Source organism: Curtobacterium sp. PhB128 (assembly GCF_004340725.1).
GTDB lineage: Bacteria > Actinomycetota > Actinomycetes > Actinomycetales > Microbacteriaceae > Curtobacterium.
Window position 1 is genome coordinate 67195 of record NZ_SLUR01000004.1, and the last position, 17449, is coordinate 84643.

General features: G+C 72.0%; 16 protein-coding genes. 3 read left to right on the plus strand and 13 right to left on the minus strand.

All coding sequences use genetic code 11. The features are described 5' to 3' along the window. Positions 1 to 11 precede the first annotated feature (11 nt). The 7 genes from EDF23_RS08495 to EDF23_RS08525 are packed head-to-tail and all read right to left on the minus strand — an operon-like array spanning position 12 to position 9102. Positions 12 to 1469 carry an MFS transporter gene (locus tag EDF23_RS08495; RefSeq protein ID WP_165901065.1) on the minus strand — a complete coding sequence of 486 codons (1458 nt, stop codon included), beginning with the start codon at positions 1467 to 1469 and terminating at the stop codon, positions 12 to 14. 43 nt (positions 1470 to 1512) lie between these two features. Then, on the minus strand, positions 1513 to 3213 hold the full coding sequence (locus EDF23_RS08500) for an amidase (protein WP_131921416.1): 1701 nt from the start codon (positions 3211 to 3213) through the stop codon (positions 1513 to 1515). Continuing rightward, positions 3210 to 4121: a carbon-nitrogen hydrolase family protein gene (locus EDF23_RS08505; RefSeq protein ID WP_131921417.1), complete on the minus strand. Its 912-nt coding sequence runs from the start codon at positions 4119 to 4121 to the stop codon at positions 3210 to 3212. The genes EDF23_RS08500 and EDF23_RS08505 overlap by 4 nt, the downstream gene beginning before the upstream one ends. Further along, complete coding sequence (gene rutA, locus EDF23_RS08510; protein WP_131921418.1) at positions 4118 to 5218, minus strand: pyrimidine utilization protein A; 1101 nt, start codon at positions 5216 to 5218, stop codon at positions 4118 to 4120. Before rutA ends, EDF23_RS08505 begins: the two co-directional genes overlap by 4 nt. Before the next feature lie 55 nt (positions 5219 to 5273). Then, on the minus strand, positions 5274 to 6311 hold the full coding sequence (locus EDF23_RS08515; RefSeq protein WP_123341179.1) for an ABC transporter permease: 1038 nt from the start codon (positions 6309 to 6311) through the stop codon (positions 5274 to 5276). Continuing rightward, positions 6311 to 7924, minus strand: a complete 1614-nt coding sequence (locus tag EDF23_RS08520) for a sugar ABC transporter ATP-binding protein (protein WP_243648863.1) — start codon at positions 7922 to 7924, stop codon at positions 6311 to 6313. Before EDF23_RS08520 ends, EDF23_RS08515 begins: the two co-directional genes overlap by 1 nt. Continuing rightward, the gene (locus EDF23_RS08525) at positions 7921 to 9102 is read right to left on the minus strand and encodes a sugar ABC transporter substrate-binding protein (RefSeq protein WP_131921419.1); all 1182 of its coding nucleotides are present in this window, start codon (positions 9100 to 9102) and stop codon (positions 7921 to 7923) included. Before EDF23_RS08525 ends, EDF23_RS08520 begins: the two co-directional genes overlap by 4 nt. Before the next feature lie 631 nt (positions 9103 to 9733). Between EDF23_RS08525 and EDF23_RS08530 the strand changes: the two genes are divergently transcribed. Next, positions 9734 to 10249: an NAD(P)H-dependent oxidoreductase gene (locus EDF23_RS08530; RefSeq protein WP_131921420.1), complete on the plus strand. Its 516-nt coding sequence runs from the start codon at positions 9734 to 9736 to the stop codon at positions 10247 to 10249. Next, positions 10246 to 10749 (plus strand): flavin reductase family protein, encoded by a 504-nt coding sequence (locus EDF23_RS08535; RefSeq protein ID WP_123673676.1) that lies wholly within the window; start codon positions 10246 to 10248, stop codon positions 10747 to 10749. Before EDF23_RS08530 ends, EDF23_RS08535 begins: the two co-directional genes overlap by 4 nt. 122 nt (positions 10750 to 10871) lie before the next feature. Here EDF23_RS08535 and EDF23_RS08540 read toward each other — a convergent pair whose 3' ends face one another. The 5 genes from EDF23_RS08540 to EDF23_RS08560 form a co-directional block, all read right to left on the minus strand. Beyond that, positions 10872 to 11948: an ABC transporter permease gene (locus tag EDF23_RS08540; RefSeq protein WP_131921421.1), complete on the minus strand. Its 1077-nt coding sequence runs from the start codon at positions 11946 to 11948 to the stop codon at positions 10872 to 10874. Then, positions 11945 to 12826, minus strand: coding sequence for an ATP-binding cassette domain-containing protein (locus EDF23_RS08545; protein WP_123939333.1), 882 nt, complete (start codon positions 12824 to 12826; stop codon positions 11945 to 11947). Before EDF23_RS08545 ends, EDF23_RS08540 begins: the two co-directional genes overlap by 4 nt. A 310-nt stretch (positions 12827 to 13136) precedes the next feature. After that, positions 13137 to 13841 (minus strand): response regulator transcription factor, encoded by a 705-nt coding sequence (locus EDF23_RS08550; RefSeq protein ID WP_131921422.1) that lies wholly within the window; start codon positions 13839 to 13841, stop codon positions 13137 to 13139. After that, the gene (locus tag EDF23_RS08555) at positions 13823 to 15097 is read right to left on the minus strand and encodes a sensor histidine kinase (protein WP_228505808.1); all 1275 of its coding nucleotides are present in this window, start codon (positions 15095 to 15097) and stop codon (positions 13823 to 13825) included. Before EDF23_RS08555 ends, EDF23_RS08550 begins: the two co-directional genes overlap by 19 nt. 10 nt (positions 15098 to 15107) lie before the next feature. Beyond that, positions 15108 to 15782: a peroxiredoxin-like family protein gene (locus EDF23_RS08560; protein ID WP_123939331.1), complete on the minus strand. Its 675-nt coding sequence runs from the start codon at positions 15780 to 15782 to the stop codon at positions 15108 to 15110. A 147-nt stretch (positions 15783 to 15929) separates the two neighbouring features. Here EDF23_RS08560 and EDF23_RS08565 point away from each other — a divergent pair, with 147 nt between their 5' ends. Then, a complete protein-coding gene (locus EDF23_RS08565) occupies positions 15930 to 16268 on the plus strand; it encodes a YciI family protein (RefSeq protein ID WP_123939330.1) in 339 nt (112 codons plus the stop codon). A gap of 342 nt (positions 16269 to 16610) precedes the next feature. Here the strand turns inward: EDF23_RS08565 and EDF23_RS08570 are convergent, their stop codons facing one another. Beyond that, positions 16611 to 17426: an MFS transporter gene (locus EDF23_RS08570; protein WP_165901066.1), complete on the minus strand. Its 816-nt coding sequence runs from the start codon at positions 17424 to 17426 to the stop codon at positions 16611 to 16613. Between the last annotated feature and the right edge of the window lie 23 nt (positions 17427 to 17449).

Genomic DNA, 17449 nt, shown 5'->3' on the forward strand with positions numbered 1-17449 from the left:
GGTGGGGACGGTCACGTGGACGCCCCCGGCTCGGGGACCGGACCCGACCTGTCGGGCCGGAGTGGTGCCTCCCGGTCGGGTGGTCCGAACGGACCGAACGCGACGATGAGTGCACCGAGAGCCGCGCAGCCGGCGAAGGTGAGCGCTGCGGCGCGGACGCCGTCGACGAACGCCTGGACGTCGCCGGCCGGCAGGCCGAGGAGGCTGCCGTCGTAGGCGGCTGCCGCCTGGGAGGCGGACAGGCCGCCCGTCGCGATCGCGAGTCCGAGGGCCGTCGAGAACAGGAAGCCGGCGTTCTGCAGGGCGGAGCGGATGGCGTTGGCGATGCCGCGTCGGTGTTCCGGGACCCGGGTCATCAGTGCGGACGTGCTCGGCGTCATGAACACGCCCGACCCGACCCCGACCGCGCCGAGACCGGTGGCGGTGACGACGTAGGCGCTGCCGTCGGCGAGGGAGACCGCGAGCACCGCGGCGCCGAGGGCGATGAGGAGCATGCCGATGGTCGACAGGGTCCTGGCGGCCACGCGACGGGCGAGGAACCCCGCGGTCACGGCGGCGACGGTCGTGCCGATCGGGGTCGGGAGCACCCAGAGGGCGGCCTCGACGGCGTCCTTGCCGTCGACGGCCTGGAACGACAGGGACGCCAGCAGCACCAGTGCGTAGCTGGACAGGGCGCAGAGCCCGGCTGCGGAGAACAGGGTGATGGTGGCGCGGTCGCGGAAGATCGCCGGGTCGACCAGGGGATGCGCGACCCGGCGCTGGGTCCACACGAACACGCCGCCGAGCACGACCGCGCCCGAGGCCATCGCCACGACGGGCACGGCCGACCAGCCGATCGAGCCGCCCATCGAGACGGCACCGACGAGCAGACCGACGGCCGCGACCGACAGGATCGCTCCCGGTACGTCGAGGCGCTCGCCGGAACGGGGGCGGGTGCTGTGCGGGATCAACCGGAGCGACCAGACGAGTCCGGCGAGCGAGATCGGCACGCCGGCGAGGAAGATCCAGCGCCACCCGAAGGACTCGGCGACCAGCCCGCCCACGACCGGGCCGATGACCTGCCCCACCGCGGCGACGGTGGCGTTCAGGCCGAGGCCGAGCGACAGGATCGACTCCGGGAAGACGTCGGTGAGCAGTGCGGTCGTGTTCGTGACGATGGCCGCCGCACCCACGCCCTGCACGAGCCGGGCGCCGAGAAGGACCGCGGCGTCCGGGGCGAACCCGCATGCGAGCGAGGCGAGCAGGAAGACGAGGATGCCGGCGATGTACAGGCGGCGCCGACCGACGAGGTCGGCGATCCGTCCGAAGACCAGGATCAGGGTGGTCGTGGTGAGCATGTAGCTGAGGAGCACCCAGCTGGACTGCACCGCGCTGGCGTCGAGGTCGCGGCTGACGTCGGGGAGTGCGACGAGCAGGGCGCTCGAGGAGATGAAGACGAGGACGACGCTCAGGCTCGAGGCGCAGAGCACCTGCCAAGCGCGTCGTCGGGCGGCGCCCTCGTCGATGGTGCGGCTACTGATCGGTCAGCCCTCGCACGGCGGACGACGGCGGCACCAGGCGGTGGTGCGTCGTGACCCGCTGGAAGGCGGCGGCCGCGGACAGCACCAGGCGGTCGTCCCACGGCCGCGCGACGAGCTGCACGCCGACGGGCAGACCGTCGGGCGCGGTACCCGCCGGCATCATCAGTGCCGGGAACCCCACGTAGTCGAACAGGCGGGTGTTCCGGGGGATGACGTCGTGCAGGTTGAACTGCTCGCCGTCGACGGACATGGTCAGGTCGTCGAGTCGCGGGGCGGTGGCCCCGATGCCGGGGGTGAGCACCACGTCCACGCCGGCCTCGTCCATCCGGGCGACCATCGCGGCCTGCACGAGCGGGCGGCGGCGGAGCGCCCGGAGGTAGTCCGCGGCGGTCGGCAGGAACGACACGTCGAAGCGCGCTCGGGTCCCGGCGTCGAACAGGTCGGCCGTGGCGGCGTTGGCCTCCTGGTTCGCGGCGAGTTCGCCGTAGAAGACCGTCCAGCACTCCGCGTCGATCGACTCGAGGTCGTCGAACTCGATCGGCACGAGGGTCGCCCCGAGGTCGCGGAACTGCTCGGTCGCGGCGGCGTGGGCGTCGAGCACCGCGGTGTCGACGCGTTCGGTGAACCAGCCGCGCGGCACCCCGATGCGGAGCCCCTCGACCCGTTCCGGTGCCGCCTCGATGAGCGGGACGGCGGTGAACGTCGTCGGGTCCTCGCCGTCGGACCCGGCGATGACCGCCAGGGCGAGCGCGAGGTCCTCGGCGGAGCGGGCCATCGGCCCGACGTGGTCGAGGGTCCACGACAGGCTCGCGACCCCGGTGCGCGGCACGAGGCCGTAGGTCGGCTTGATCCCGGTGGTGCCGCAGAGTGCGGACGGCACGCGGATCGACCCGCCGGTGTCCGATCCGAGCGCCAACGGGACGATCCGGGCGGCGAGCGCCGAACCCGACCCGGTCGACGAGCCACCGGTCCAGCGCTCGGGGTCCCAGGGGTTCCGCACGGCACCGTAGCGGGCGTTGTGCGGCCCCCCGCAGGCGAACTCCGTCGTGGCCGCCGTGAACACGGGGATCGCGCCGGCTGCACGGAGTCGGGCCACGACGGTCGCATCGGCCGGGGCCACACGGTCGCCGGTCTGGAGCGAGCCGCTCGTGACGATCGTCCCCGCGACGTCGATGATGTCCTTCACGGCGAACGGGATGCCCTCGAGCGGCCGGGCCTCGTCGTCCGCCCAGCGGCGGGTGGAATCGGCGGCGGCTGCCTCGGCTCCGTCCACCAGGCGCAGGACCGCGTCCGACCAGACGTCGTCGCTCGTCCAGTGCGGGGCGAGTGCGGCCAGGACGGCGGACGGGGTGGTGGTGCCGGACCGGTAGGCGTCGAGGAGCTCGACGAGCGAGGCGGCGGCGGGGTCGGCGGCGGGGCGGGACGCCGAGGGTGCGTCTGCGGGCCGGGACGCCGACGGCGCGTCTGCGGGCCGGGCCGGGGTCGTGTCGGCGCCCGTGCCCGGTGTCGCCGCCACGGCCGGGGCCGCCTCGATCGCTGCGCCCAGGAGCCGACCGAACAGCTGCGCACTGTGTGCCGGTTCCGCGCGCAGCGCCGACGGGGCGGCCGGCAACGGGTTCGCGCGGCTGGCGGCCAGCGCCCGGCCGAGCTGCGGGGCGATGGTGCCGCGGACCACGGCGGCGACGTCCGTCACGCGGGGACCGCCGCCGGTGCGTGGGCGTCGGCGAGGTACCGGAACACCCCGGGCTGGCGGTCGCGCCCGAGCGGGAAGTCGTGGCGTGCCGCGGCGACCTCGCCGACGTCGACGGTGGCCCGGATGATCGGCCCCGTCTGGTGGGCCGGTGCCGAGACGACCAGGTCGCCCCGCGGTGAGACGACCGACGACCGACCGAAGTAGCTCACGGTCTTGCCGTCGACGGTCTCCTCGCCACCGCGGTTCGGGGCGACGATCCACGTCTGCGTCTCGAGCGCGCGGACCTGGAGTTCCTGGGTGAACAGGGTCTCGCGGAAGCCCATCGACGACACGAGCACGAGCATCACCTCGGCACCGGCGGCCCGCGATGCGAGCCAGTACTCCGGGAAGCTCCGGTCGTAGCAGATGAGCATCCCGAAGCGGGTGCCGAGCGCGTCGAACACGACCGGTCCGGAGCCGGCGGCGAAGTAGTGCTTCTCGTCGACGTCGGAGATCGCGTTGGTCGGGATCGAGGTCTTGCGGTACGACGCCACCTGCTCGCCGTGCACGTCGGTGCCGTGCACGAGCGTGCCGTCGGCGTCGATGAGCACGGCGCTGTTGTACTGCGCGTCGCCCGCGTCCTCGTACAGGCCGAAGGCGACGGCGGTGCCCAGACGCTTCGCCGCCGCTGCGAACCGTGCGGTTGCGGGGCCGGGGACGGGCTGCGCCCAGGCCTTGCGGCTGTCGTTGACCACGCCGCAGAAGTAGGGCGTGGTGCAGAGCTCGGGGAACACGACGAGGTCGGCGCCCTCGGCCGCCTGTTCGAACAGGGCGATGAGCTCGTCGAGCGCGACGTCGCCGTCGGCCGGGGTCTGTCCGGCCTGCACGACCGCGACCTCGATGACCGGTCGGCTCCCTGCGGCGCTCATGCGGTGACCGCGCTCGGAGCAACGGACTCCACGCCCTCGCGGGTGCGCATCAGCGGCTGGATGCGGGTGCCGAAGTCGTCCATGCCCTGCAGGAAGTCGTCGAACACGACCATGATGCCCTTCGTGCCCTCGACGACGGCGGCCTGGTCGAGCATCGCAGCGACCTGCTCGTACGAGCCGACCAGCGTGCCCATGTTCATGTTCACGGCGCCCTCGGGCAGGGAGATCCGCTTGGCGGTGTTGCCCTCCTCACCCTCGGTGTCGGTGAGCGCCTGGCCCGTCATCCACGAGATCGCCTCGACGTCGACGCCGTCGTTGTAGAGCGCCCACTTGGCCTGGGCGGCCTCCTCGGTCTCGTCGGCGATGATCATGAACAGCACGTACGAGCCGACGTCGCGACCGGTCTTCGCCCGCGCCTCGATGAGGGCCTTGTTCTGGTCGGCGTAGGCGGTCGGGGTGTTCACGCCGACGCCCATCGAGAAGTTGTAGTCGGAGTACTGGGCGGCGAACGCCATGCCCTGCGACGACTGCCCGGCCGAGACGATCGGGATGTGTCCGGTCGGCTTCGGCAGCATCTTGCAGTCGTTCATCGTGAAGTAGTCGCCCTTGAAGTCGGACTCGCCGTGCTCCCACAGCTCCTTCATGACCTGCATGTACTCGGTCTGGTAGGCGTAGCGGCGCTTGAAGTGCACGTCGTCGCCGGGCCACAGACCCATCTGGTCGTACTCGGCCTTCTGCCACCCCGCGACGAGGTTCAGACCGAAGCGACCGTGCGAGATCGAGTCGACCGTCGCCGCCATGCGCGCTGCGATCGCCGGGGGGATCGTCAGGACCGCGGTGGTGGCGAACAGGCGGATCCGCTCGGTGCGGGCGGCGAGACCGGCCATCAGCGTGAACGACTCGAGGTTCTCGTCCCAGAACCCGCTCGGGCCGCCGTACCCGTGCAGCTTGATCATCGACAGCGCGAAGTCGAAGCCGTACGCCTCGGCCTTCTGCACGATCTCGAGGTTCAGGTCGAAGGACGGCTTGTACTGGGGCGACGTGGTGGAGATGAGCCAGCCGTTGCTGCCGATCGGGATGAAGACTCCGATGTCCATGGGGGACTCGCTTTCTGTGGTGGGTGTCGAGCAGGGAGGGGGAGGACGAGGTGGGTCAGGAACGCTTCGCGGCGGCCTTGGCGGCGGTCGCGACGGAGTGGCGCCGGATGGTCTGCGACACGGCGACGGCGACGATCAGGGCGCCGCCGTAGAACAGCTGCTGCACGAAGTTGTCGGCGCCGAGCATCTGCAGGCCGACGACCCCGGAGAACAGGAAGTACACGGCGATGAAGGTGCCGATCGCGTTGAACCGGCCCGGGATGATGGCGGTCGCGCCGAGGTAGCAGGCGGCGAACGCGGGGAGCAGGAACGACTGTCCGCTCGACGGGTCCGCGCCGCCGAGCGTGCCGGCGTAGACGACCCCGGCGACCGCGGCGGTGAGGCCGGCGCCGACGAACGCACCGACCCGGAGGCGTCGCACGTTCAGACCGGACAGTTCGGCGACGGTGCGACCGGTGCCGACGAACAGCAGCCGTCGGCCGACCGGGGTGGCGCTCAGCACGACCAGGACGACGACGGTGGCGATCAGGCCGTACACGAACGCCAGCGGCAGCCCGGCGAGTCCGCGCCACCCGACCGTGGCCTGCACGAGCGCGGGGTCGATGCCGGTCACCGACGACGAGGCGCTCATCCACTGGATGATCCCGATCATGAACGTCGAGGTGCCCAGCGTGACGATGAACGAGTCGATGCGGAACCCGACGGTGAGCAGGCCGTTGACGAGCCCCACCACGACGCCGATGACGAGACCGGCGGCGATCGCGGGCACGAGCGGGACGTCCATCTTCGCGTTGAGCACGGCGATGGTCATGGCGGAGAGCGACATCGTGGAGGCGCCGGACAGGTCGAACTCGCCCGCGGTCAGCGGGAAGAGGAACCCGAGCGCCAGGATGAGCAGCACCGACTGGGACCCGAGGATGTTCTGCAGGTTGCCGAGGGTCGGGTAGGTGTCGGGCAGCGCGATGCTGAACGCGATGACGATGACGAGCCAGGCACCGAGCAGGGCGTACCGCTCGGTGTGCCCCCACGAGAAGCGCGGGCGGGTCGGACGGACGATCGAGGTCTCGAGGACGGGGTCGGCGGTGGTGGACATCAGGCGTTCTCCTTGACGAGGGAGGGAACAGCAGCAGGGGACGGAGCAGCGGCGGACGGAGCATCGGGTTGGGCCGCGTCGACGAGGCTCGCCACGACGGCGGCCGCGATGACGTCGCGGTCGACGCGCTCGTCGGTCAGCACGTCGTGCACGCGGCCGTGGGCGAGGACGACGACGCGGTCGCACAGTTGCGCGAGCTGGTCGTAGTCGGTGGACGCGCAGACGATGGCGACGCCCTGCTCCGCAGTCCGGCGGAGCATCGAGAAGATCGCCGCGCGGGCGCCGACGTCGATGCCCTGGGTCGGTTCCTGCAGGAGCACGAGCCGGGGGTCGTCCTGCATCCACTTCGCCAGGACGGCCTTCTGCTGGTTGCCGCCGGACAGCGTGCCGAACAGGGCGGACGGGTCGGCGGGTCGGACGTCGTAGTCGCGGACGAGTCCCGCGACGTGCGACCGTTCCCGTGCGGGGGAGAGGCCGAGCAGTCCTCGGAGCTTCCCGAGGACGGGGAGCGTGACGTTCTGCTCGACGGACAGGGTGAGCGCCCCGCCCTCGCGCTTGCGGTCGGCGGGGACGTACACGACACGGCGGGCGATGGAGGAACCGGGCGACACCCGGGTCAGGTCGATCGGGGCGGCCTGCACCCCGTCGTCCCGCACGGTGAGCGATCCGGTCGCGGGTCGTGCGCCGTACAGGCCGGGCAGCACGTCCTCGACTCCAGAGCCGGCGAGGCCCGTGATGCCGACGACCTCGCCGTCGGCGACGTCGAACGACAGGCCGTCGACGACACCGACCCGGAGGTCGCGGACCGCCACGACGGCGTCACCGGTGGTCGCCGGCCGAGGGGTCCTGGCGGCGGCGCCGTCGAGCCCGCGTCCGACGATGAGCGCGACGAGTTCGTCGGCCGTCGTCGTGGCGGTGTCACGGTGCGCCTGGACCCGGCCGGCCCGCAGGACGGTGACCCGGTCGGCGTGCTCGAGGACCTCCGACATGTCGTGCGACACCAGCAGTGCCGACGTGCGGCCGTCCGCCACCAGGTCCTTGACGACCCGGAACAGCAGGTCGGCGTCCTCCTTGGGCAGGAACACCGTCGGTTCGTCGAGCACGATGAGCGCGCGGTCGTCACCGAGTTCGGCGACGGCCCGCAGGATCGCGACGAGCGCCTTCTGGGTGTCGGAGAGCTCGTCGATCCGTGCGCGGGGGTCGATGTCGACCCCGTACCGCGCGAACAGCTCGGCGGCGGCGCGGTGCTCGGCGCCCCAGCGGACGAAGGGGCCCCGGCCGGCCACGACGGTCGCGAGCCGCAGGTTCTCGGTCACGCCCAGGGACGGGACGAGCGCGAGGTCCTGGTGGACGAAGCTGATCCCGACGCGGCGGAAGTACCCGGGCGGCACCGGCAGTGGCAGTCGGGCGCCACGGACCTCGATCGTCGCTCCCGGCTCCGGCGCGTAGGTGCCGGACAGGATCTTGATGAGGGTCGACTTGCCGGAGCCGTTCTCGCCGAGGAGCGCGTGGACCTGGCCCGGCAGGACCTCGAGGTCGACGTCGTCGAGTGCGGTCAGTCCGCCGAAGCGCTTCGTGAGTCCGCTGATCCGCAGCACCGGCACGGCGGTCACTCGGCCGCGCCCCAGATGGCCTCGTACCCGGTCTTGTACGCGTCGCCGTAGCCCTTGCTCGGCGCCGGCGGGGTGCCGGTCTCGTCGACGTTGTCCTTCGTGAAGACCTTGAGCGGGGTCTTCTCGTCACCGTCCTCGATGATCGGGGTGTCGGTCAGGACGCGGCCGGCCTGGTCGAGCGTGGCGTACGCGAGCCACTCCATGTTCTCGCCGATGTCCATCGTGAGGACGCTGCCGTCCTGCAGGATCTTCAGCACGGCGGGGGTGCCGTTGTACGACGAGGTGAACACCTGGCCGGTCTTGCCCGCCGCGGTCACGCCGGCCTCGACGTAGAGGGTCATCGAGTCGTAGACCGGCAGCACGTAGTCGAGGTTCGGGTTGGACTGCACGGCGGACTGCACGGTCGACGAGATCTTCGTCGCCCAGTCGGCGACCGGCACGTTCGTCACCTTGACGCTGCAGCCGTCGCACTGCGCCTCGAACTCGTCCTGCATCGCCTTGACGATGCCGTCGGACGGGGGGACCTCGGAGGACGTGATGATCAGGACGTCGCCCTGGCCCTTCGTCTCCTTGATGGCCCAGTCGGCGTTGAGCTTCGCGGCCTCGTGGAACGGGGCGGTCACCTGCGCGGCGACGAGGTCCTGCAGCTGGTCCGGCAGCGCCTCGCCGGTCTGGTAGGTGTGGCTGATCAGCACGGGGATCCCCGCGGCCTTCGCACGCTTCAGTGCCGGGACGATGAGCTCACCGTTGACGCCCTGCGCCAGCACGATGATGTCGGCGCCGCGGCTGATCGCCTGGTCGATGCCGGCGGAGTGCTCGGTGGGCGTGCCCTGGTTCGTGTACTCGATCCACTTCGCGCCGTACTGCTCGGCGACCTTCTCGCCGGCCTCGTCGACCGCGGTGATGAAGGGGACGGCGGACGAGTTCGGGATGTTGAAGATCGTCTTGCCGGCGATCCCCGACATGTCGAAGGGCTCGCCCTCGAAGGTGAACTCGGGGTCGACGCTGGCCGCCTTGATCTGGCTCGTGGCGTGCTCGACCCCGGCGGTGTCGTCGCCGGAGGTCGTCGACGCGGTCGAGGTGGCCGAGCAGGCGGACAGGAACAGCACGCCGGAGAGTGCGGCGGCGAGGAGCGCGGGGCGGGAGAGACGCGTTCGGGACGGTGCGGGGGACGACATCGGTCGGGGACCTCCTGGACGGGTGGAGCAGGGAAGGTGCGGGGAAGCTGCAGCGGGTACGACGAACACCCCGCGGCGCGGGGTGGCGTGTGCAGGGAGCCGGGAGACGTTCACCGGCGGCGGGGCGTCGGGGTGACGCCGGCCGCTGCAGTGGGGCTGATGCGAATGTAACGGCAGCGGGGAGCCAGCAGGCGGTCGCCCGGTAACGGTCCTGTTAGGCGTTTGTTTCGCTGGTGTTAGGCCACCCGCCGCGATGGTGCGCGCGGGGCGTCCGCCGCGTGGTTCCGCGGGGGACGACTGCGCCACCGAGGCCCGTGCACGCGCGGATCCGGGCGGTGACGGGGCGGCGACGGCGGGGCGAAACACGCCGGACGCATCCGAGGCGACTTCCGGCAACGGCGCTCTCACAATTCGGTGCGACGGCCGCGCACGGCGGCTGGCGGAATGCCCGGGGCCCCCGGACGCACAGCCCGGCTGACCGGGACATTCCGGCGTTGCCGGTCCGGGGGTCGCTGGCGTAACCCAGCCGATACGGATCCGGCACGGCGGCGAAACGAACGAGCGGTGGACTGCACCAACGACCCGCAGCACCAACGACCGCAGCACCAACCACCACGACAGGAGCACCCCGATGATCACCACCGTCGTCGCCGGCAACCCCAAGCCGGCCTCACGGACGCTCGACGCCGCGACGGTCGTGCTCGAACGCCTCACCGGTCGCGCCCCCGACCACGTCGTCGACGTCATCGACCTCGGCGCCGGCCTGCTCGGCTGGGGTGACACGGCGGTGTCCGACGCCGTCCGGACCGTCGCCGGCTCCGACCTCGTGGTCGTCGCGTCGCCGACGTTCAAGGCGACCTACACCGGCGTGCTCAAGCTGTTCCTCGACCAGTTCGGCACCGGAGACGGGCTCGCCGGCGTCGTCGCGGTACCGCTCATGCTCGGTGCCGGTCCGGCCCACGCGCTCGCCCCGGAGGTCTTCCTCAAACCGGTGCTGGTCGAACTCGGCGCGACCGTCCCCGCCCCCGCCCTGTACCTGAACGACAAGCAGTACTCGGACCCCGCATCGACCGACGTCTGGCTCGCCCGCTGGCGGGACGTCGTCCTCGGTGCGACCGCCAGCCACCAGGAAGGAACCACGTCATGATCAGCCCCTACTCCACCGAGGCCCCGGACCTCTCCGCACTCAAGCAGGCGTTCTCGGGCTTCCCCTGCGGTGTCGCCGCACTGTCCGCCGTCGTGGACGGCGAACCGACCGTGCTCGTCGCGTCGTCCTTCACCGTCGGGGTCTCGCAGGACCCGCCGCTGGTGATGTTCGCCGTGCAGCACACCTCGACCACGTGGCCGGTGCTCCGCGACGCCGGCACGATCGGCGTCTCGATCCTCGGCGAGGGGCACGCGCAGGTCACGCGGCAGCTCGCCTCACGCGACAAGTCGGTCCGGTTCGTCGGGGTCGACACGACGGTCGCCGACACGGGAGCGGTCTTCCTGCAGGGGGCCCCGATCTGGCTGGAGTGCTCGGTCGAGCACACCTACCCGGCCGGCGACCACGACATCGTCGTGCTCCGCGTGCTCGGACTCATGTCCGACTTCGCGCACAGCCCGCTGGTCTGGCACCGGTCCGCCTTCGCGACGCTGAGCGCCTGATCGGCGCGCTGCGTGCCGGACCGACGCTGCCTGCCGGGCTGGCACCGGGCAACGGACAGGAGGCCCGGATCACGTGAGCCGACCTGCTCACGTGATCCGGGCCTCCCGTCCACACCGCGGCGTCAGCCGCGCAGCGCCTCCGTCAGCTTCACGCGACTGCCCGTCCGCAGCAGCGCGTTCTCGTAGACGCGGGCGCCCACCAGCACGACCACGACCACCGCGGCGACCACGATCAGGAGCGACAGGATCGGCTCCCACCACTCGGCCGTGCCGAGGAAGATCCGCATCGGCATGCCGATCGGTGCACTGAACGGCACGTACGACATGATGCCGAGCACCGTCGGGTTGTTGTACGCGACGATGATCAGGATGTACGGGATCATCACGAGCATCATCACCGGCGTGGTGACGCTGCCGACGTCCTCCTGACGCGACACGAGCACGGCCGCCGCGGCGAACAGCGACGCGATGAGCACGAAGCCGACGGCGAAGAACCCGACGAACCACAGGATGCTCGGGCCGAGCATCGAGAACATGTTGTCCTGCCCGGTCACCGCCAGGGTGACGACCGCGGCGATCGCCACGGCGACGATCTGCGCGAACGCCATCACGCTGTTGCCGAGGACCTTGCCGGCGAGCAGCGCCCTGGCCGAGATCGCGGACATCAGGATCTCGACGACCCTGGTCGACTTCTCCTCGACCACGCTCTGCGCGATGGACTGGCCGAAGGTCACGGCCGAGGCGAAGTACACGACGCCGAACGCGATGGCGATGAGGTAGACGAGTCCGCCGGGCAGCGCGTCCGGGTCGAGCAGTTCGATCCGCGGTGTGACGCTCAGCGCGGAGACGACGTCGGTCGGGGCTTCGTCGAGGCCGACGACCTTGTAGCCGAGCGGGTCGTCGGACGGCACGATCGCCGCGTCGACGTCGCCGTTCTGCACGAGTCGTTCGGCGTCCGCCACCGAGGTGGAGTCCGTGACGCCGAGGCCCGCGGTGGTGGGCAGCGAGACGCCGTCGACCACGGCGACCGGCGTGGTGTCGTCGGCGGTGGCCTTGCCGACGATGCCGCCGACCACGATGGACGCGACGACCATGCCGATCAGGATGAGGGCGGAGACCACGAAGGCCTTGCTGCGGATGCGTGCCTGGATCTCGCGTGCGGAGACGAGCCGCACGGCCTGCACGAAGGAGTCGTTCATCGGATGACCTCCCGGAAGACCTCGCTGAGCCGCGGGACCCGCGGGGCGAACGAGCCGACGGTGCCCTGCTGGACGGCCCGCTGCAGGACGTGTTGGGCGGTGGACGGGTCGGCCTCGAAGACGGCGTAGCCGCCGTCGAACTCGCGGACCGTCACACCGGGCTCGTCGCGGAGCCAGGCGACGTCGCCGTCGACCAGCAGCTCCCAGGCGGCGGGCCCGGCCTGCTTGCGGAGTTCGTCCTGCGGGCCGGCGGCACGGATCGTGCCGCCCGCGATCACGACGACGTCGTCGCAGAGCCGTTCGACGACGTCGAGCTGGTGGCTCGAGAACAGCACCGGGACCCCACGCGCCGCGGTCTCGCGCAGGACGCCCAGCACCGTGTCGACGGCCATCGGGTCGAGGCCCGAGAACGGCTCGTCGAGCACCAGCACCTCGGGGTCGTGGGCCAGGGCCGCGGCGATCTGCACCCGCTGCTGGTTGCCGAGCGACAGCTTCTCGACGGGGTCGTCGGCGTGGCCGGTCAGCTCGAGCCGTTCGAGCAGCTCGGTGGTCCGCGTGGTCGCCGCGCGCTTGTCGACGCCGTGCAACCGGGCCATGTAGGTGATCTGCTCGGCCACCGGCATCTTCGGGTACAGCCCGCGTTCCTCGGGCATGTAGCCGAAGCGGCGGCGGTCGGCGGGCCGGACCGCGGTGCCGTCGATCGAGACGGATCCCGCGTCGGCCTGCAGCACGCCGAGCATGATGCGCATGGTGGTCGTCTTGCCGGCGCCGTTGCCGCCGACGAACCCGGTGAGGCGGCCGTTGCCGACCGTGAACCCCACGTCGTCGAGCACCCGGCGGTCGCCGAAGTGCTTGGTCACCCCTTCGATGGTGAGCATGTCGTACCCCTCTCGCGACGGCCTGCGCCGCCTGCGTCGACGCTATTGGCCGGGAGGCACGGGGCGCCTCCGCCATCCGGCGGGACTTGGGTGGGTGGTCGGCTCCACCGCGCGGGGGAGGGGGCGGGTGGGCGGCGGGCACGGTGCTGGGTTGTTCGGCCGGTGGGGCTCTGGTTGCTCGGTGCGTCGTCGTGGCGGGGCACGGTGCGGTCAACGCCGCACGGGGTGAGCGAGGGCGCACGGTGCGGGCGTAGTGCGAGCGCGGCACCGTGCGGACTTGTCCTGCCGGTGCCGGATCTGTCGGCCTCGGTCAGCCGGCGACGCCGTGCTCGAACGCCCAGACGACCGCCTGGATGCGGTCGCGCAGCGCGAGCTTCTGCAGCACGTTCGACACGTGGGTCTTCACGGTGGCGTCACCGACGTACAGCTCGGCGGCGATCTCGGCGTTGCTGAGGCCCCGGGCGAGCAGCCGGAGCACTTCGGTCTCGCGCTCGGTGAGTCCGGCGGCTGCCAGCGCGCCGTCCGCGGTCCGCGCGCTCGCCACCGGTGCGGCGGTCGCACGGCTGATCACCCGGCGCGTGACGTCGGGCGCGAGCAGGGCGTCCCCGGCGGCGACGGTCCGGACGGCGTCGATCAGCCGTTCGGGGGAGGCGTTCTTCAGCAGGAAGCCGCTGGCACCCGCCTCGAGTGCGTGGAACAGTGCGTCGTCGCTGTCGAACGTCGTCAGGATGAGCACCGCCGGCGGGTCCGGCAACGCTGCGATCCGCCGAGCGGCCTCGAGTCCGTCGACGCCGGGCATCTGCACGTCGAGGCAGACCACGTCGGGGCGCAGGGCCCGGACGGCCTCGACCGCACGGGCGCCGTCGGGGGCCTCGCCGATCACCCGGAACCCCGGCTCGGACTCCAGGATCACGCGGAACCCGGCCCGCACCAGCTCCTGATCGTCTGCGAGCACGATCGTCAGGTCGGTCGCGCCGTTCGGGTCGTTCGTCTCGTTCACGTCGTCGGCAGCCATGCCCGCACCAGGTAGCCTCCCCGGGCGCGTGGCCCGATCTCGATCCGTCCGTCCACGGCTGCGACCCGCTCCCGCATGCCGATGTGCCCGAGGCCGCTGCCCGACGGGTTCCGCGCAGCACGGTCACCGTGCCCGTCGTCGGTGACCTCGACCTCGAGCCCGTCGTCGAGGTACCTGAGCCGGACGTCGGCGCGGGCGGTGGGCCCAGCGTGCTTCAGGACGTTCGTCACGGCCTCCTGCACGATCCGGTACGCGACGGCGGCGACCGTCGGCGGCACGGGACGCTCGTTGCCCACGACCACGTACTCGGTCGGGTGACCGGCGACCCGAGCGGACTCGGCGAGCTCGACGATGCGTGCGATGCCCTCGGTGCTCGGAGCGTCCCCGACACCGCGGTCACCGGTGCCCGGTTCGTCCGCCGACCGCAGGGTGCCGAGCATCCGCCGGAGTTCCTCGACAGCCGTGCGCGCGCTCTCCTCCACCACGCCGAGCGATGCCGTCGCCTGCGCGGGATCACGGTCGATGACCCGTCGGGCAGCGCCGGCCTGCACGCCCATCAGGGACACGTGGTGCGCGACGACGTCGTGCAGTTCGCGGGCGATCCGGACCCGCTCGATCGTCACGGCCTGGGCAGCACTGCGCTCCCGTTCGGCTGCCAGCTCCGCGGTGCGCTCGTCGAGCTGGTGTCGGGCGACGGCCGAGGCCCAGGCCCGGTTGCCCGCGTACCAGGCGGCGCCGAAGTAGATGACGTTGATCACGATGTTCAGCAGCGAGTACGCGATGTACGGCGGGATGAGGGCGCCGTCGTCGTTGGGCAGTGCGTTCGGTACCGCCCAGCCGAACGAGATCGCGAGGAACAGCCACGCGAACATCCCGCCGATGACGACCCACCGGACCACCTCGGCCCGCACCCGGTCGGCGCACCATGCACCGACGGAGTACAGCGAGATGAACAGGGTGAAGTTGACCAGGAACACCTCGGGCACGTGCAGGAGCTGCGTGGCCGCGAACGCCAGCGCGGACAACACTGCAGCGGACATCGGGAACCGGCGACGGAACGCGATCGGGACCGCGTTCGCGACGATCATCAGGGCCGAGACCCACCAGGCCGCCTGGTCGTCGCCGTAGATGCCGGACGCCCCGTACAGGACGGTGGTGATCGTCAGGCCGGCGGCGAGCACCAGGGCGAGCACGGCGTCCTGGCGGTGCTCGCGGCGCCCCACGGGCAGCCGTGACCACTCCGCTGTCGTCCCCATGCAGCAAACGCTAGCGGGTGCCGCCCCCGTCCAGGCCGTCGAGGGCCGCGAGGACCGTCGTGACCTCGGTGCGCGTCGTGTAGTCGACGTGCACGTCCACGAACCGGACGACACCGTGCTCGTCGATGACGAAGACCGACGGGAACGGGATCGCGGCGGTTCCGTCGGCGTTGCTGTCGGCGACGTCGAACCCGAGCTCCGTGTGGGCTGCTCGTGCCTCAGTGCTCGGCGCCGTGACGACGCCGAACCGACCGGCGAGCACGTTCTCCGGGTCGGACAGGACCGGGAATGCCAGCTCGCCGTTCGCGATCGACTGCTCGGTGCCCTCGGGGGTCTGCGGCGAGACGGCGACGAGTCGTGCCCCGCGTCCCTGCAGCGCGGGGAGCAACTCCTGCTGGTAGGTGCGGAGCGTGAGGTTGCAGTACGGGCACCAGGCGCCGCGGTAGAACACGATCACGGTCGGCGTGTCACCACGCGCGGCGCCCAGTGACGTGGCGGCGCCCGTCGCGTCCAGCAGTGGAGCGTCCGGGGCGTCGTCCCCGACGGCGAGGACACCGTCGGGGACGCCGTCGGCACGCAGGTCGGCCTGTTCCCGATCGAACACGGCGCTGAGCTCGGGGCCGATCTGCGCGGTGAAGCCGTCGTTGAACTCGTCGACTCGACGAGCGATGGTGTCGTGGGGCATCGGGTACTCCGTGGTCGTGGGCGGCCGGGTCGCCGTCGGAGGGAGCGTAGGCACGTCCCGGGGCTCGCGGTCCCGTCGCTCGTCACGGAGCGTCACGGAACCGGGTGGTCGGGGAGTATCCTCCCGCCAACGAGCAGGGGAGTCACCATGCAGTTCCTCGTCAACGTCATCGACGACGGGCAGGCCGACGCCGCCGGTCGCACGGAGTCCGCCACCCAGGCCGAGGCCACTGCGGTCGATGCCCTGAACGAACGCCTGGGCACCGCCGTCGTGTTCGCCGCCGGGGTGTCCGCCCCCGGCGACGGCACCGTCGTCGACGCCCGTGGCGGCGGTTCGGACACCACGCCCGGACAGGTGGCCGACAGCGCCGAGTTCGTCGCGGGCTTCTGGGTCATGGAGCTGCCGGACGCCGAGACGGCGCTCCGTGTGGCGCACGAGGCGTCGCAGGCGTGCAACCGGAAGATCGAGCTGCGTCCGCTGCTGTGACGCGGGCACCGCTCCCCGGCCCGCTCCGCTTCCCGACCACGGCGAGCACGGCGCTCGCCGCCGTGACGAGCGCCCCGACCACGAACGTCGCCGCGTAGCCCGCCGTGCCGACGAGTGCGCCCGACGCCGCCGCTCCCACGGCCTGACCGAGCACGAGCGCGACGAAGAGCGCCGACGTCCCGGCCGACGACCGCGCAGCGTCGAGTTCGGTCGTCCAGGCGATCAACGCGCCGGTCGCCGCCGTGTAGCCCCAGCCGAACACCGCACACGCCAGCATCGCCACCGCCGTGGACTGCGGCGCGAGCCCGAGTGCGACGACGGCCACCGCCACGGCGCCCGCGGTCACCGCCCAGAGCGTCCGCGCGCGGAGTCCGCTCGTCCACCAGCCGTCACGGCGACCGCAGCACCGCCGACCCCGAGCGCGATCCACGCCGACACCGACACCACGACGGGCGCGCCCGCGTCGACCAGCGCGGAGCGGCCGTAGGTCCACACGACCGCCGATCCGGCACCGAAGAGCAGCGCGAGCGCAATGACCCGTCGGTGCGCCGCGAACCACGCCGTCCCGGGTGCGGCTGGCCGGTCACCGCCGGACCCGCTCCCACGGGACACCACCAGCAGCACGACGCCGACGACGAGTGCGAAGACCCCGGACCACGCCCAGGCCGTCCGCCAGTCGGGCAGGAGCACGAGTGCGAGCGCCCCCGCGGCGACCAGCCCCGGACCGGTCCCCGAGTTGACGACCGCCTGCGCCGTCCCCTGCACGGACCCCGGCACCGTGCGCGACACGAGCTGCACGAGGGCCGGCGACGCCAGCCCCGCCCCGGTCGACGCGACCACGGCGGCGATCCCGAAGGACCACGGCCCCGGCGCCGCCGCCATCGCGAGCGCACCGACCCCGGCGACTCCGGCGGCTGCGGCGACGAGCACCCGGGGGACGCGTGCGGCGACCAGGAACCCGACCACCGCGCCGACGCAGTACATCGCCGAGGCCCCCGAGGAGACCCACCCGGCGGCGTCCGGGCGCAGGCCGAGGTCGCGTTGGACGTCGGGCAGGAAGAGCCCGAACGCCAGGCGGACCAGCCCGTACGTCGCGGCGATCAGGGCCAGCCCGCTGCCGAGGAACACCCACTGTCGTAACGAAAACGATCGTTTCACTTTTGAGAGCCTAGGGTGCTTGC

What these genes read in the sequence shown, in the direction of transcription:
- EDF23_RS08550 (WP_131921422.1), bottom strand. Translation starts at nt 13,841, where the DNA reads ATGGCTGCCGACGACGTGAACGAGACGAACGACCCGAACGGCGCGACC.
- EDF23_RS08545 (WP_123939333.1), bottom strand. Translation starts at nt 12,826, where the DNA reads ATGCTCACCATCGAAGGGGTGACCAAGCACTTCGGCGACCGCCGGGTG.
- EDF23_RS08535 (WP_123673676.1), top strand. Translation starts at nt 10,246, where the DNA reads ATGATCAGCCCCTACTCCACCGAGGCCCCGGACCTCTCCGCACTCAAG.
- rutA (WP_131921418.1), bottom strand. Translation starts at nt 5,218, where the DNA reads ATGGACATCGGAGTCTTCATCCCGATCGGCAGCAACGGCTGGCTCATC.
- EDF23_RS08525 (WP_131921419.1), bottom strand. Translation starts at nt 9,102, where the DNA reads ATGTCGTCCCCCGCACCGTCCCGAACGCGTCTCTCCCGCCCCGCGCTC.
- EDF23_RS08560 (WP_123939331.1), bottom strand. Translation starts at nt 15,782, where the DNA reads ATGCCCCACGACACCATCGCTCGTCGAGTCGACGAGTTCAACGACGGC.
- EDF23_RS08505 (WP_131921417.1), bottom strand. Translation starts at nt 4,121, where the DNA reads ATGAGCGCCGCAGGGAGCCGACCGGTCATCGAGGTCGCGGTCGTGCAG.
- EDF23_RS08565 (WP_123939330.1), top strand. Translation starts at nt 15,930, where the DNA reads ATGCAGTTCCTCGTCAACGTCATCGACGACGGGCAGGCCGACGCCGCC.
- EDF23_RS08555 (WP_228505808.1), bottom strand. Translation starts at nt 15,097, where the DNA reads ATGGGGACGACAGCGGAGTGGTCACGGCTGCCCGTGGGGCGCCGCGAG.
- EDF23_RS08515 (WP_123341179.1), bottom strand. Translation starts at nt 6,311, where the DNA reads ATGTCCACCACCGCCGACCCCGTCCTCGAGACCTCGATCGTCCGTCCG.
- EDF23_RS08540 (WP_131921421.1), bottom strand. Translation starts at nt 11,948, where the DNA reads ATGAACGACTCCTTCGTGCAGGCCGTGCGGCTCGTCTCCGCACGCGAG.
- EDF23_RS08530 (WP_131921420.1), top strand. Translation starts at nt 9,734, where the DNA reads ATGATCACCACCGTCGTCGCCGGCAACCCCAAGCCGGCCTCACGGACG.